This is a genomic window from Streptomyces sp. NPDC007205, from assembly GCF_040634095.1.
GTDB lineage: Bacteria > Actinomycetota > Actinomycetes > Streptomycetales > Streptomycetaceae > Streptomyces.
Genome location: NZ_JBEYEW010000071.1, coordinates 1 through 13,341, shown reverse-complemented (window position 1 = coordinate 13,341; position 13,341 = coordinate 1). Strand labels below are relative to the sequence as shown.

Below are 13,341 nucleotides of genomic sequence, written 5' to 3'. Positions count from 1 at the left end.
GTCGGCGGGGCTTGCGTCGATGCCATCCGCCGATGATGCCCCACGCCTGTGGTGGTGCGGGAGATATCGCTGTGCCGTGCTACTCGATGCGGGCGCTCCGCACCTGGAGCACATCGCGGGCAGGGTCGGGGCGCCGGCGATCGGTGAGTTCGGGATCGATGTGGCCCGGTTGCACTGGGACATGACCGGCATGTCCGTGCACGGGGCCTTCTCGGTTGAGAGCCAGGGTGAGGACTTCCCCGTCATCGGCTACGGCTATCCCAAGGACCGGCGCTTCGATCTGAAGCAGGTCCAGGCGGGGCTCGCGGTGTCGGCCGACGGCGGCATCCCGCTCCGTGCCCGGGTCTTCGGCGGTGGTGCGGCCGAGGTCAGCCAGGTCGCCGGCGCGATGAAGGATCTGCGGGCCATGGCCGGCAAGCGCGACTTCCTGATGGTCGCCGACTCCAAACTGGTACCGGACCGGGAGGCGGGCAGGCCCGCCGAGCTGCGCGAGACCTACCGCGTGCTGGAAGACACCCACACCCTGACCGGGCCCCGCAAGAGCGATCCGCCCCTCACCGTGCGACGGATCCTGGTCCACTCCACCGCGAACGCCGCCGGCCGGCAAGCCGCCCGGGACAAACGCCTGGCCAAGGCCACCGAGGACCTGAACAAGCTCACCGCAGCGGCTGGCGGGCGCCACTACAAGACCCGGGAGAAGACCGCCACCCGGATCGGTGTCATCGCCGCCAAACGCCGTGTCACCTCTTGTCTGCGCTGGACCGTCACCGACAACGAGGACGGCACCCCGGTCCTGGCCTGGCACTTCGACACCGGCGTGCTGAAGGCCGAAGCTGCTGTCGAGGGCTGGTACGCACTGCTGACGTCTATGCCCGCCGACCGGGCGGATGCCGGGCAGGCCCTGATCCACTACAAGGGCCAGGGCACGGTCGAGCGCCGCTACCACGACTTCAAGGGCCCGCTCGCGGTCACGCCGGTCTTCGTGCAGCACAACCGGCGCGTTGCCGCCCTGATCCAGGTCATCTGCCTGGCCCTGCTGGTCTTCTGCCTGGTCGAGCGGCAGGTCAGACGGGCGCTGGGCCCCGAACAGACCATGAGTGGCCTCTACCCCGACAACCGCCGCGTCCGCCCACCGGCGGCATGATCTTCTACCACCTCGGCGAACTCACCCTGCGGATCGGCAACGTCACCGACCCGCCCACCGTCCAGATCACCCGCGGCGTCCAACTCCACCTCCTCGACCTGCTCGACACCGACATCGGAAAGACTCGCTGGCCACAGACCTGAAACGGTGACCCACGAAGTCCAGGCCTAGGTGCGCCGACCAAGAGCTTCCGCGATGACAGCCCAGTTGGCGGCATCCTGGAGCAGCTCGCGATTTACGCTGTCCTGTCCCTGAAGCCTTCCGACGCACTCTTTGAGCATACGCAGGGCGTATTTGCGTTGCTCAAGCCTGAGTTCAGTAACTGCTATGGTGATCATTATCCTAGTAGCTCCTGCACACGTTCCGAAATCCAACTACGGCCGCAGCGTTAATTCTTCCCGGCTTGTAGCCGCACTGGCAAGCTCAATTCCGCGCCATGCGGCCCGCCTTAAACACAGGTATCTCAGGGCTCTCCAGATGCGCGAGTCTCGCAGCTACGTAGTCGCGGCTTCCATAATCGGCGTATGCAAAGCCCGCACAGTCTTTGGCGGACACCTACAGAATTTATAGGTGCATCTCTACTCGCCCAGGAATGCAGAACCGCTTCGCGGCCTTCGTGTCGCGCTTGTTGGTCACCAGGATGTCCAGGCCGTTGCCGTCCTGGTCGACGGCCGCCACAGGTACCGCATCCGCCCGTTGACCTTGATAAAGACCTCGTCCAGATGCCACTTGTCACCTGGCTTCGGCTGCCGGCGCCGCAGCCGCGCGGCGTCCTCGGGGCCGAATCTTTCGCACCACAGCCGGATCGCCTCGTACGACACCTGGATGCCGCGCTCGATCAGCAGCTCCTCCACATCACGCAAGGACAGAGGGAAGCGGTGGTAGAGCCAGACCGCGTGCGCGATCACCTCCGGCGGGACCGGAAGCGCTTGTACGACGGTACAGCGGTGTCCACCAGCAGACCCCTCCCACGACGATCTACACCAAGATCATCGCACCCCACCACTCAACTTGATAACACCCCACACGCAATGCGAGATCACCTCGGCCGGGTAGCGGTAGCCCTTGTACGACGGCGACACCGTATCCAGGAATAGGGCCCTCCCCAAGACGATCAACCCGAAGATCATCCCACAGCGCAACCGCCAAGTGGATAAGGCCGTCGGCATGGTTCTCAGGCGCTGCCGGACGATCATCGCGGCGGGGAGCACAGGAGTCTGGCCCTCATAGAGTCAGGTCAGTTCGCCGGGAGCACGAGATCACGCCGTCTGCCCGGGCTGTAGCCAGCTTGCGCACCAGCACCAGCGGAGAGTTGGGAACACCCTGGGTGGCCGGTGGTGTCAGTACTGCCATCGCGTGTTTTCTCGGCAATTGCCTGGCCTTGACTCGGGGTCAGGGGCATTGGTTCCAGCTGAGGTGGTAGATGGTGTTGAGGCTTCCGTCGGTGGAGTCTATGGTCATGAAACTGGTTGTGGTGGCCGGGTTGGAGCTGCCGGCGCCGACGTTGAGCTGGGTGTTGATGGCTAGGTCGCGGCTTGCTCCGCAGGGGGCGTAGACGATTGACCCGACCGGAGTGGCGTCGGTGGCATGCCAGTTGTCATTCATCGGGCCGTAGAAGGGGTGGGGGATGCTGGCGGTCTGGGACTGGCCCTGGAAGTAGTAGTTCGCCCGTTCCCTGGCCCAGGCCCCGCTGGCCAGGGAGGCGTAGCCGCGGTAGTCGGCCTTCGCGATGCCGTAGGTGAAGCCCTGGGGGGCATTCACCCGGACCATGATCTGGCAGTTCTTGCGGAAGTCGGTCGGCCCGGCTCCGACGCCGACCTGCGCCAGGTAGTCGCTGTATGTCACGGTGAAGGCGGTCCGGTCCGGGGCGGGGTCGACGGAGGCCGTCCCGGCCGGGCAACCGGAACCATTGACGGTCACCAACTCCACTGTGAACCACGGCGGCGTGGCGCTCGAGGAATGAGCGGTGGCAGCGGTGGCACCCGCCACCGACAATGCCAGGAGCGACGCGGTCACACCCGCTCTAGCAATTCTGCGACGAGCCATCAGGCTTCCCTTCAAGATCCGCCCAGCCTGAACCGACAGCAGGCAAAGGTCTGGGCACGAGAACGACAAGGAGGCTCACCCTAAGCTGCGCCTTCCGTACGCACAGCAACCACTTCCAGCCGACTTTCCAGGCCGTACCTACTCGTAGCCGCCTTGCTGGTGTCCTCGCGGTGGCGGCGGCCGTGTTCCTCCCGGGCGCGGTTACGGCAGAGGGCGAGGCGCCGGCCGGGGGCCTGGTCAAGGCCCGACCTGCTTGCCGGGAAGATCGCCGCCGACCTATGGGTAGCGGTCCTGGCGACACCTCAGTCATCCGGTTGCCTGTATCGGGTTGTGGTCGGCTGGAACTGTTGCTGTGTGTGTTGGATTCGTGGACCTAAGGTGATCATTCTCTGGTGCTCGTTTGTTCTCGTGCCCGGGCTGCTGTCTGCTGTCGGTTCAGCCTGGGCGGATCTTGAAGGGAAGCCCGATGGCTCGTCGCAGAATTGCTAGAGCGGGTGTGACCGCAACGCTCCTGGCATTGTCGGTGGCCGGTGCCACCACCGCCAGCGCTCGTCCCGCAGATGTACCCCCGCCTCAGTTCACCGTTGGGTTAGTGACGGTGAACGGCTCCGGCTGTCCGGCCGGGACGGCCTCTGTCACCGCCGCGCCAGACCACACCGCCTTCACCGTGACGTACAGCAACTACCTCGCCCAGGTCGGTATCGGGGCCAAGCCGACCGACTTCCGCAAGAACTGCCAGATCATGGTCCGCGTGAACGCCCCTCAAGGCTTCACCTACGGTGTCGCGTCGGCCGACTACCGCGGTTACGCCCACCTGGCCGCCGGGGCATCGGGCAAGGAACAGGCAAACTACTACTTCCAGGGCCAGTCCCAGACCGCCACCATCCCGCACCCCTTCTACGGGCCCATGGACAACGACTGGCAGGCCAGCGACGTCACCCCTATCGGATCGATCGTCTACGCACCCTGCGGCGCGACCCGCGACCTCGCCATCAACACCCAACTCAACGTCAGCGCAGGCACCTCCAACCCGGCCACCACGACCAGTTTCATGACGATGGACTCCACCGACGGAAGCCTGACCACCGTCTACCATCTGACCTGGCGGCGCTGCACCTGACCCAGGGCCGCCCACCCGCACGGGCCCGGGCTGAGGTTCCGGCCCGAGGCTCCCTTGCCGAAATCCTCATCCGCCACCCACCGGTCGTCGGCGCGCACCGCCTTGACGGCCGGGTCCAGGGCGATGGACGCCTTGCCGAAATCCTCCTCGCTGACGACCTGGCGACCTGGACGTCGCGGACCACGCTTACCACATCCGTGCGGTGGCCGACCTGCAGGAGCAAGACGGCAACACCGGCGCCACCGGCGGCGATCAACGCCACAGACAAGGCGATGACACCTGGACGGCGCCTGCGCGCTGAGACCCGTGGGGGAGCTACCGGCCCTGCCACGCGTCCTGCACGGGCACTCCGTGCGAGCCGGCAGCGTCTACACGTTCTTGGGTCTTGCTCAACGTTCGTCCTTCTGGCTCCGTTACCTGACGACCTGCAGCTCACCGATCGCCACCTGCACGTTGGATTGCCGGGTCTCGGTGAACTGGCCTGCCCCACCGCCGCCATTGGCCTGCCAGTTCACCGTCCACGTCGACGTGGCCGTCACTGTGTACTTGGCACCCTTCTGAGCGGCCCATGTGCTGCTGTATGTATGGCCGCAGGTCGGAGACTCCTGCTTGCCGTAGGAAGCGTTGTACACGGTGCCCGGGCCGTTGCACACAACAGCTGAAGTGCTGTCGCCCATGTCCCAGCTGTTGAGGCGACTTCTGCGGTGGCGGTGACGGTCACCCCGGCCAGCGAGGCGGATGCCGAGTTCGCGCAGTATGTCGTGGGGCTTCGGTTGACCCACATCCACATCGGCATGCCAACGACGTAGTGTCCCGCCGGCCGAGGGCTGGCGATGCTCGGCCCGGTCAGCAGCATCTTGTCGACGGCCTCGCGCGCCAACTGCTCGGGATCGACGTTGACTCTTGGGGCACCGGCTGCCCAGAAGACTTGCGGCACGACCTGCGCGCCAGCGAGTCCCCCGGCCGCGTCGCTGAGACACACCCGCATGTAGATCACCCCATCACCCGGCTTGTGCCCTTGCCACACGGGATTGTCGGCGGGCGGCTGAGGGTCCAGGCGCTGCGCGACGCACAGCTGTGCAGCGCCTGGCCGCTGTGCACACCTACCTCGTCCAGGCCGCCGCGGACAACGACCGCTATGAGCTGCGCCGTTCGGCCGAGATCGGCCAAAACCTGCTGTGGGACGCCGCCGGCCTGCTCCAGGACCAGGACACCCGTACGGTCTCGGCCAACTCATCTATCGCGGACGGCTGATGGTCCAGTTCGCCGGCCAAGTCACCCAGACCCTGGAGCGCATCCGCACCGAGGCTTGCTCCGGCGAAAAGAAGCCCGGCGGGCACGAGGGCCCGTACCCGCCGGGCAGCCAGCCGGCCACATCTCGCCCCACGCCCGGCACCTCACTACTGAAGGGAACCGCGCTCATGTCCGAACCTGAATCCAGCCCGGCCGACCGCACCACGGACGTCTACCTCCTCTTCGCGCGAGCCGTACTACCCGGGCCCCTACGCCCAGGAGATCAACGCCACCGTGGTGGCCGCCGTCTCCCTGCTGCACCCGCAGGTGCGTCAGCCCGACGGCGCGCGCATCCACGATCTCCTCACCCGCGGGCGCCGATCCGGCGAGATCATTCCGCTGGCCACCCTCACACATGAACTGAGCGGCTGCGTGGACTGGCCGAAGGTCGGCGACTGGGAGGGCGTCACCGCCGACCTGGTCCAGCTCGTCCACGCCGGGCGGTGCGACGCCCTCAGCCTCGGCCTGCCCGAGATCGCGGGGGCCCTGCTGTGCACCGGGCCGCACAGTCACGTCCGCGCCTACGACGCGGCGGCCGATGACTTCCTTGTCTACGGGGCCACTGAGCGCGAGACGGTCCTGGCGGAGGTCGGTATGTACCTTGCCGAGCTCGTGGCCGAGCAGGCCCTCTGGTCAGGCGATGGTCTGCTGCCTCCGCTCGGCGACCATGGCTGATACCACGGTAGCCCTGGTATGGGGCGAGCCCACCCGTACGCCGCTTCGCTCTCAGCGGCCATTCCTGCGGCTGGTCTGTGCCGTCCCGTATCACAGACACGCCTCGTTCTGCCGTGAGGCAAGAGAGGCCTGAGACGAACTTGCGTTCTGTACCGGCCAGTTGCGGCAGAAGGGCGACGGTGATGGCTGGTCGGGCCAAGCGGCGAAGTGCTCGTGAGGGCGGCCTGCTGGCAGGGCCGACGCTGATCCGGTAACGCCCGCGGCTCGTCGGACGCGGACGGGGTTATCCACAGGTGGATTCCGGCTCCTGGCCGGTGCCGGGCGGCTGGGATCGCGGACTGCGGTTCGGCTGGCGGTGTTGGGTGGCGTTGACCGCGTACGTCGACGGGATCGAGGTGTACGACGCCGGCTGGGTGGGCTGAGCCGGGCGGATGTCGACGCGTGGCGTGGACTGGCGGGAAGGCGGGCGAGCGGTCCTGCCGTAGACGCTAGGGTGGCGGCTCGTCTGATCTCCGTTTCGCCGAGGAGCAGCCCGATGCACAGCGCCCCTTTCCGTCTCGTCGTCACAGGCGGCGGGACTGGTGGACACACGTATCCCGCGCTGACCGCGGTGCGCACGCTGCAGGCCCGGCTCGCCGCCGAGGGGCGGGCGCTCGAAACTCTGTGGATCGGGACGGCTGACGGGCTGGAGGCGCGCGTTGCCCCGGCCGAGGGCATTCCCTTCACCACGGTGGCGACCGGCAAGATCCGCCGCTCCAAGAACCCGATCAAGCTGGTGTCACCGGCCAACGTCAAGGACATGGCGCGGGTGCCGCTCGGCGTGCTGCAGGCGCGGCGAGCCATCGACCAGTTCCAGCCGGATGTCGTCCTCGCGACGGGCGGCTACGTGGCGGTCCCGGCCGGTCTGGCGGCGCGGATGTGCCACCGGCCGCTCGTGCTGCACGAGCAGACGGTGCGGCTGGGGCTGGCGAACCGTAAGCTGGCGGCGTCGGCCGCGCGGATCTGCGTGTCGTCGGAATCGACGCTGGAGCTGCTGTCGGAGTCGGCGCGGGCGGTTGCCGTGGTGACCGGGAACCCTGTGCGGCCCGAGGTGCTGTCCGGACAGGCGGAGCGGGCTGTCGAGGCACTCGGCCTGTGGGGCTTCGACCGGAGTCTGCCGACGGTGTACGTGACGGGCGGGGCGCAGGGCTCGCAGCAGATCAACGAGCTGGTCGGCGAGTCGGCGCAGTGGCTGCTGCAGCGGGCGAACCTGATCCACCAGTGCGGTCCCACGAACGAGGCGGCCCTGCGGGCGCGGGCGGCGGAGCTTCCGGCCGAGCTGACGGCCCGCTATCACTTGGCGGGGTTCGTCAGTGGTGAGCTGCCCGACGTCCTCGCCCTGGCGGACGTCGTGGTGTCCCGGAGTGGGGCTGGGACGCTGGCGGAGCTGACCGCACTGGGCAAGCCGGCCGTGTTCGTGCCGCTGGCATCGTCGGCGGGGAACGAGCAGGTCCACAACGCCCGGCACCTGGAGCAGGCCGGGGCGGCGGTCGCGCTGACCGGTGAGGTGACGCCGGGCCAGCTGCAGATGGCGGTGGGCCCGCTCCTGGCCGATGCCCACTTGCGGCAGGTGATGGCGGAGCGGGCCCACGCGTACGGCCGTCCGGACGCGGCGGTCAGGCTCGTGGACGAGATCGTGGCCGCCGCGCAGGGGCAGCCGATCACTGCGACGGCTGGCCGACGTGGAGAGCCGTCCCGGCCTCGATGAGGACGGCGCACGCCTTGAACGCCTCCTGATCCTGGCCCATCGGGTCGGGGACGTCGCAGTCACCCAGGTACAGGGTGAGCTTGGGCTGCATGTCGTCGTCGGCGATCTCGCGGAGGACGTCGAGCACGGAGGCATCCATGGCCAGGACGCTGTCGGCCCAGCCGAGCATCTCGTAGGTGAGCTGCTGCGCACGGTGGCCGGTGAGATCGAGCCCGAGTCGCCTGGCGGCCTCGACCATCTGCTCGTTGGCGGGCTGGCCTTCCCACTTCCCGATCAGCCCGGCGGAGCGCACCTCGAGTTCGCCGGCGCCTCGCTTGGCGAGCGCCAGGGCGGCGAACGGGCTGCGGCAGTAGTTGCCGAGGCAGACGGTCAGGACCTTGCGCACGATGCGGCTCCCACGGTCTTGAGGGCCTGACCGAGAACGGTGACGACCCGGTCGATGTCGTTCTCGGTGAGGTGCTGGTGGAACGGCAGCGTAAGCACCTCGCGGCCGGCTCGCTCGGTGGCGGGCAAGTCGCGCCGCCACTGGGCGAATGCGGGCTGCAGGTGGTTGGGCGGGTAGTGGACGCCGACGCCGATGCCGCGGGTCTTCATCTGCGCGTGGATTTCGTCCCGGTGGGGGATGAGGACCTGGCACAGGTGCGGCACGGAGCGGTCGGGGTCGACATCGACCAGGCGCACGCCGTCCAGGCCGGCGAGCGCCCGCCGGTAGGCCCGCCACAGGATGCGGCGGGTCGTCTCCGCCGTGTCGATGTGGTCGAGCTGGGCCAAGCCGATGGCCGCGTTGATGCCGGACAACTGGTAACGCAGGCCGAAGCCGTCCACCTGGTAGCTGGTCGTGCGGCCGCGTTCGGCCTGGGACTGGACGACGCCGAGCATCCGCAGGCGGCGGATCGTGTCGGCCTCGGCGCGGGTGCGGGGGATGACGATGCCGCCCTGCCCGCAGGTCAGGTTCTTGATCGGGCCGAAGGAGAAGCAGGTGAGGTCTCCGGTGGCGCCCACGTGGCGGGCGCCGTTGCGGGAGCCGAAGGCGTGCGCGGCGTCTTCCACGATGGTGATGTCCCGGGCGGCCAGCTCCTTGCGGATGCGGGAGAAGTCGATGGCCCGGCCGCCGAAGAGGACCGGCATCACGGCGGCCGTCTTGTCGGTTACGGCGTCCATGACGAGCTGGTCGGTGACGCACATCGTGGCCGGGTCGATGTCCACGAATCGGGGGGTGGCGCCGACGGCAAGGATCGCCTGGACGGTCGCGCAGAACGTCATGGACGGCACGATCACCTCATGGCTGGGGCCGACGCCGGCGGCGAGCAGCGCCGTGTGCAGAGCGGCGGTGCCGGACACGACCGCCACGGCGTCACGGACGCCGAGGAAGGCGGCGATGCGGCGCTCGAACTCCTCGGTGACCTCGGTGTGCCCGTAATGGCCGCCCTCCAGCACGCGGGCCGCCGCGGCGGCCTCCTCGCCGTACAGGTACGGGCTGGCGTTGCGCCCGGCGTCGGGCGTGGTGGCGGTCGTCATGCGGTGACTCCCTTCGGGGCGGCTGCGATCTCCAGCTCGGCGACGTCGCCGACGTGCAGCGTCTCTAGGTAGTTCGTGAGGAACACGCCGGTGCGGTAGGTGAGCAGGTCGTGGTCGACCGGCAGGCCGAACAGGCCGTTGACCATCTGGCCGACGAGGTCCGCGCCGGCCGCCTCGGTGAGCGCATATCCGCCGGCGATGCGGACGTTCACCTCGGTGATCGTGACCCGGGCGTCGTCGGTGATGAACCCCTGCACGCAGCACAGGCCGGCCGCGCGGACGGCGCGCAGCGTGTCCACCACCAGGTCGTGCACGGCCTGGTCCTCGAACGTTGTGGAGACGGCGACGCAGCCGGCCTTCACCAAGTCGCGGCGGCGGAGGATCGCCGAGGCCCGGCCGTCGCGGTCCACGAGGCAGTCGGCGGTGAACTCGGTGCCCCGGATGCGTTCCTGCACGATCGCGCCGGAGACCAGCTCGCACAGCACGCGGGCCTGGGGCAGCGACGTCACCATGTGCACGCCCTGGGAGCCGTGGCCGCTGCGCGGCTTGACGACCAGCTCGACGCCGGCGGGCACCAGGCCGAGGTCTTCGGGCTCCCAGGTGCGTGGCGTCGGGATGCCGTGCTCGGTCAGGACCTGGTGGAAGCGGGCCTTGTCGATGCAGTCGTGCACCGACTTGGCCTCCGGCAGCCACAGACGTACGCCGTCGGCTTCGAGGAGGGGCCGCAGGTGGAGCAGCGGCGGCAGGTCGTTCTCGATGCCGGCGACGATCGCGTCCACGGCGAGCGCCTGGCACAGGCCGACGATGGCCTCCGGGTAGTCGAGGTCCGTGGCTTGCGGGATCACGTACGGTGAGGCGTCGTCCAGGAAGAAGCCGGGGGCGAGCGGGTTGGCGTCGACGGCGATGACCTGATGCCCAAGCCGCAGGAGACTGCGGGCCAGGCCGAGGCCGGGGTTGGCGCCGACGCCGGTGACGAGGATCCGGCGCCGGGTCTGGTCAGGCATGCTGATGCTCCTTCTCGGAGGCCGGGGCGGTGCGCGGGGAGGGCATGGCCGGGAGCGGGCTGCGGGAGAGCGGCGCCCACCGGTCGGCGTTGCGCCGGTACCAGTCGGCCGTCTCCTCCAGTCCGGCTTGGAAGTCGTGGTCGGGCCGGTAGCCGAGGGCGGCGAGCTTGCCCCAGTCCATGGCGTAGCGCAGGTCGTTGGACAGCCGGTCGGGGATGTAGGTGACGCGGTCCCAGTCGGCGCCGCAGATCCGTAGCAGCTCCCCCGTCAGTTCCTTGCTGGACAGGTCGGTGCCGCCGCCGATGTTGTAGATCTCGCCAGGCGCGCCCGTGCGGAGGACGAGCTCGACGCCGGCGCAGTTGTCCTCAACGTGCAGCCAGTTCCGCATGTGCTGGCCACGGTCGTGGAGGGTGACTTGCTCGCCGCGCAGGAGCCGCGTCACGAACAGCGGGATGATCTTCTCGGGGTGCTGGCAGGGCCCGTAGTTGTTCGAGGAGCGGGTCACGCAGACCGGGGCCCCGTACGTCTGCCAGTAGCTGAGCGCGATCAGGTCGCTTGCGGCCTTAGAGGCGGCGTAGGGGACGGTCGGGCGCAGCGGATAGTCCTCGGTGGCCGCACCTTCCAGCAGCGGCCCGTACACCTCGTCCGTGGAGACGTGCACGAACTTCTCGACGCCGTGCCGCATGGCGGCGTCGGTGAGAGTCTGCGTGCCGATGACGTTCGTGGTGACGAACGTTCCGGCGGTCGTGAACGAGCGGTCGACGTGGGACTCTGCGGCGAAGTGGACGACCGCGGTGTGCCGGGCCATGAGGTCGTCGACCAGGCCGGCATCGCAGATGTCGCCGACGACGAACTCCAGCTTCGGGTCGAGGAAGGCCTGCCCGAGGTTGCCGCGGCTGCCCGCGTACGTCAGCGCGTCGAGGACGGTGATCTGCTCGATGTCGTCGGCGTGGAGCATGCGCCGGACGAAGTGGGAGCCGATGAAACCGGCGCCGCCGGTAACCAACAGCTTCATACGTGCCTCCGATGAGGATGACCGGCCCGGCCGCAGGGGTGTGCCGCAGTTGGGGGTCCCGTCTGGAGACGCCCAGCGGTTGCCGGGTGCGGTCCTCACCATGGAGGCCTGCACAGGCCGTGCAGAGCGGGCGGACTGGCATCGGTAACTGGTGTGCGGATCCGGCACACGGTGTGCCTCCGCGCGCCCTCCCAACGCCTTCCAGACGGCGCTAAGTTCTGCACCACCCATCCTGGGCCTGGGTCCAAGGAGGTGCCCATGGGCGCAGTGGAGATCGGTGCCCTCTTACGCGGGGCGCGCTGCGCCGCGAGGCTCACACAGACCGAGGTGGGCCAGGCCTGCGACTATTCGGCGTCGGCCGTCTCCCGCATCGAGAGCGGGAAGCTGCACATCGACTACCCGACTCTCCTGAAGTTCGCCGCGTTCTTGCGGATCGCCCCCGAGCAGCTGCGTGCGTCTGCCGTACCCGGCATGACGAATGTCGCTACGGTGGCCGGAGATTGCCGGTCGGTTGAGGAGGACGAGGTGCGTCGTAGGGAGCTGCTGACGGGAGTGGTGGCAGCGGGAGCGACGGCCGTCGTCGGCGCCGGCCCCGCCGGTGCCGCGCCGGTCGATCTGGACGTGGCGTTGTTCCGGCTGCCGCAGGCGGAGCCGATGCCGCTGCCCCGGCTGGTCGCGCAGATCGCTGTCGCGCGCCGGGACTACTGCGCCGCCCAGTACGCCCGTCTCGGGCAGACGCTGCCCGGCCTGATCGCGGCCGCGACCGCGACACGGGATGCTTCGACAGGCCGGGCCCGCGAAGAAGCGAACCTGGCGCTCGCCCGGTCGTACGTGCTCGCCGCCGAGCTGGCCACCAAGCAGCACAGCGATGCGGCGTGGGTGGCCGCCGACAGGGCGCTGGCGGCCGCGCGCTGCAGCGGCATCCCGGTAGCCGTGGGCGAGGCCTCCCGGCAGCTGGCGATCGCGATGCGCCGCTCGGGCCGCTCCACGGCCGCGGTGCACCTGCTGACGAAGGACGCCGAGGACCTGGACGCCTCCCGCGACCACACCGGCGCCGTCCGGACGACGCTGCTGCTGACCGGCGCCTACTCGGCGGCGACCGGCCGGGACCGGTCGACCGCTATGGCGCTGCTGGAGGAAGCCGAGCAGGAGACAGAGCGGCATCCGGCCGTGCCGGGCCTGTTCACGGTGGAAGCCACCCGCACACAGGTCGACGCCTACCGGATCAGCGTCCTCAACGTGCTGGGGACGCCGGACGAGGCGGTCACGGTGGCGAACCGGCTGAACATCGACCGGATCCCGACAGCGGAACGGCGGGCACGGGCGTGGACCGACATCGCCCGCATGTGGAACGCCCTAGGCGACGGCCAGCAGACCTTCTGTGCGCTGCGCCAGGTCGAGCGGGCGGCCCCGCAGGAGGTTCGCCGGCCTGCGCTGCGGGCTCTGACGGCCGGTCTGCTTTACGGGCCCACCCGTATCGAGGGCGTCCGCGAGTTCGCGGCCCGCACCGGGGCGCTGGCCGGCTGAGCCACTCAGCTCGGGCGGGCTCACGGTCGTGTCACGTCGATTGTGGCCACCCCGGGCCTGTACGCGGGCGACGATCTGCGGCACTGGTCGGCTGCACCCTCGACGGGATGAGGATCTCCGAGAGCCGTCGTGTGCGTGGCCTGGGCATCCAGCAGCGGGGCCTTGTCAAGTTGCTGATGGGGCAGGCGAGTTGAGGTGTGCTCGGGTGGTGAGGGTGGCCGCGGTCAGGCGGTCGTGGCCAGGAGGGTGGTG

15 protein-coding genes and 1 pseudogene are annotated in these 13,341 nt (G+C 69.1%); 8 read left to right on the top strand and 8 right to left on the bottom strand.

All coding sequences use genetic code 11. The features are described from left to right. Nucleotides 1-76: 76 nt before the first annotated feature. Nucleotides 77-1,144, top strand: coding sequence for a hypothetical protein (locus ABZ624_RS40160; protein ID WP_360100097.1), 1,068 nt, complete (start codon nucleotides 77-79; stop codon nucleotides 1,142-1,144). After that, entirely contained in the window at nucleotides 1,141-1,287 is a 147-nt protein-coding gene (locus tag ABZ624_RS40155; protein WP_360100094.1) for a hypothetical protein, read from the top strand. The genes ABZ624_RS40160 and ABZ624_RS40155 overlap by 4 nt, the downstream gene beginning before the upstream one ends. A gap of 24 nt (nucleotides 1,288-1,311) precedes the next feature. Here ABZ624_RS40155 and ABZ624_RS40150 read toward each other — a convergent pair whose 3' ends face one another. From ABZ624_RS40150 to ABZ624_RS40140, 3 genes and pseudogenes are all read right to left on the bottom strand, one after another. Further along, nucleotides 1,312-1,482, bottom strand: coding sequence for a hypothetical protein (locus ABZ624_RS40150; RefSeq protein WP_360100091.1), 171 nt, complete (start codon nucleotides 1,480-1,482; stop codon nucleotides 1,312-1,314). Nucleotides 1,483-1,741: 259 nt separating this feature from the next. Further along, nucleotides 1,742-2,052 (bottom strand): annotated as a pseudogene (locus ABZ624_RS40145) (IS6 family transposase); the annotation flags it as partial. Nucleotides 2,053-2,536: 484 nt separating this feature from the next. Then, nucleotides 2,537-3,064 (bottom strand): DUF4360 domain-containing protein, encoded by a 528-nt coding sequence (locus tag ABZ624_RS40140; RefSeq protein ID WP_360100088.1) that lies wholly within the window; start codon nucleotides 3,062-3,064, stop codon nucleotides 2,537-2,539. 592 nt (nucleotides 3,065-3,656) lie between these two features. On the opposite strand from ABZ624_RS40140, the gene ABZ624_RS40135 reads away from it, so the two are divergent. Further along, nucleotides 3,657-4,310: a DUF4360 domain-containing protein gene (locus ABZ624_RS40135; protein WP_360100085.1), complete on the top strand. Its 654-nt coding sequence runs from the start codon at nucleotides 3,657-3,659 to the stop codon at nucleotides 4,308-4,310. Between the two features lie 413 nt (nucleotides 4,311-4,723). On the opposite strand, the gene ABZ624_RS40130 is transcribed toward ABZ624_RS40135, so the two are convergent. Further along, on the bottom strand, nucleotides 4,724-4,987 hold the full coding sequence (locus ABZ624_RS40130) for a hypothetical protein (RefSeq protein ID WP_360100082.1): 264 nt from the start codon (nucleotides 4,985-4,987) through the stop codon (nucleotides 4,724-4,726). 418 nt (nucleotides 4,988-5,405) lie between these two features. Between ABZ624_RS40130 and ABZ624_RS40125 the strand changes: the two genes are divergently transcribed. From ABZ624_RS40125 to ABZ624_RS40110, 4 genes are all read left to right on the top strand, one after another. Continuing rightward, nucleotides 5,406-5,564 (top strand): hypothetical protein, encoded by a 159-nt coding sequence (locus ABZ624_RS40125; RefSeq protein ID WP_360100079.1) that lies wholly within the window; start codon nucleotides 5,406-5,408, stop codon nucleotides 5,562-5,564. A 273-nt stretch (nucleotides 5,565-5,837) separates the two neighbouring features. Continuing rightward, entirely contained in the window at nucleotides 5,838-6,278 is a 441-nt protein-coding gene (locus ABZ624_RS40120; protein WP_360100076.1) for a hypothetical protein, read from the top strand. Between the two features lie 293 nt (nucleotides 6,279-6,571). Then, entirely contained in the window at nucleotides 6,572-6,700 is a 129-nt protein-coding gene (locus tag ABZ624_RS40115) for a hypothetical protein (protein WP_360100073.1), read from the top strand. A gap of 113 nt (nucleotides 6,701-6,813) precedes the next feature. Continuing rightward, nucleotides 6,814-8,025 carry a UDP-N-acetylglucosamine--N-acetylmuramyl-(pentapeptide) pyrophosphoryl-undecaprenol N-acetylglucosamine transferase gene (locus ABZ624_RS40110; protein WP_360100070.1) on the top strand — a complete coding sequence of 404 codons (1,212 nt, stop codon included), beginning with the start codon at nucleotides 6,814-6,816 and terminating at the stop codon, nucleotides 8,023-8,025. Here the strand turns inward: ABZ624_RS40110 and ABZ624_RS40105 are convergent. Genes ABZ624_RS40105 through ABZ624_RS40090 form a run of 4 tightly spaced genes read right to left on the bottom strand, consistent with a single transcriptional unit; the run spans nucleotide 7,979 to nucleotide 11,562 of the window. After that, complete coding sequence (locus tag ABZ624_RS40105; RefSeq protein WP_360100067.1) at nucleotides 7,979-8,410, bottom strand: low molecular weight phosphotyrosine protein phosphatase; 432 nt, start codon at nucleotides 8,408-8,410, stop codon at nucleotides 7,979-7,981. The genes ABZ624_RS40110 and ABZ624_RS40105 overlap by 47 nt on opposite strands. After that, nucleotides 8,395-9,543: a DegT/DnrJ/EryC1/StrS family aminotransferase gene (locus ABZ624_RS40100; RefSeq protein ID WP_360100064.1), complete on the bottom strand. Its 1,149-nt coding sequence runs from the start codon at nucleotides 9,541-9,543 to the stop codon at nucleotides 8,395-8,397. Before ABZ624_RS40100 ends, ABZ624_RS40105 begins: the two co-directional genes overlap by 16 nt. Then, the gene (locus tag ABZ624_RS40095) at nucleotides 9,540-10,547 is read right to left on the bottom strand and encodes an ATP-grasp domain-containing protein (RefSeq protein WP_360100061.1); all 1,008 of its coding nucleotides are present in this window, start codon (nucleotides 10,545-10,547) and stop codon (nucleotides 9,540-9,542) included. The genes ABZ624_RS40100 and ABZ624_RS40095 overlap by 4 nt, the downstream gene beginning before the upstream one ends. Next, entirely contained in the window at nucleotides 10,540-11,562 is a 1,023-nt protein-coding gene (locus ABZ624_RS40090; protein WP_360100058.1) for a dTDP-glucose 4,6-dehydratase, read from the bottom strand. The genes ABZ624_RS40095 and ABZ624_RS40090 overlap by 8 nt, the downstream gene beginning before the upstream one ends. A 258-nt stretch (nucleotides 11,563-11,820) precedes the next feature. Between ABZ624_RS40090 and ABZ624_RS40085 the strand changes: the two genes are divergently transcribed. Beyond that, complete coding sequence (locus ABZ624_RS40085) at nucleotides 11,821-13,089, top strand: helix-turn-helix transcriptional regulator (RefSeq protein ID WP_360100055.1); 1,269 nt, start codon at nucleotides 11,821-11,823, stop codon at nucleotides 13,087-13,089. Nucleotides 13,090-13,341: the final 252 nt, after the last annotated feature.

Excerpts from the sequence above, each read along its gene's own strand:
- ABZ624_RS40100 (WP_360100064.1), bottom strand. The coding sequence starts at position 9,543 with ATGACGACCGCCACCACGCCCGACGCCGGGCGCAACGCCAGCCCGTAC.
- ABZ624_RS40110 (WP_360100070.1), top strand. The coding sequence starts at position 6,814 with ATGCACAGCGCCCCTTTCCGTCTCGTCGTCACAGGCGGCGGGACTGGT.
- ABZ624_RS40090 (WP_360100058.1), bottom strand. The coding sequence starts at position 11,562 with ATGAAGCTGTTGGTTACCGGCGGCGCCGGTTTCATCGGCTCCCACTTC.
- ABZ624_RS40085 (WP_360100055.1), top strand. The coding sequence starts at position 11,821 with ATGGGCGCAGTGGAGATCGGTGCCCTCTTACGCGGGGCGCGCTGCGCC.
- ABZ624_RS40135 (WP_360100085.1), top strand. The coding sequence starts at position 3,657 with ATGGCTCGTCGCAGAATTGCTAGAGCGGGTGTGACCGCAACGCTCCTG.
- ABZ624_RS40155 (WP_360100094.1), top strand. The coding sequence starts at position 1,141 with ATGATCTTCTACCACCTCGGCGAACTCACCCTGCGGATCGGCAACGTC.
- ABZ624_RS40130 (WP_360100082.1), bottom strand. The coding sequence starts at position 4,987 with ATGGGCGACAGCACTTCAGCTGTTGTGTGCAACGGCCCGGGCACCGTG.
- ABZ624_RS40150 (WP_360100091.1), bottom strand. The coding sequence starts at position 1,482 with ATGATCACCATAGCAGTTACTGAACTCAGGCTTGAGCAACGCAAATAC.
- ABZ624_RS40095 (WP_360100061.1), bottom strand. The coding sequence starts at position 10,547 with ATGCCTGACCAGACCCGGCGCCGGATCCTCGTCACCGGCGTCGGCGCC.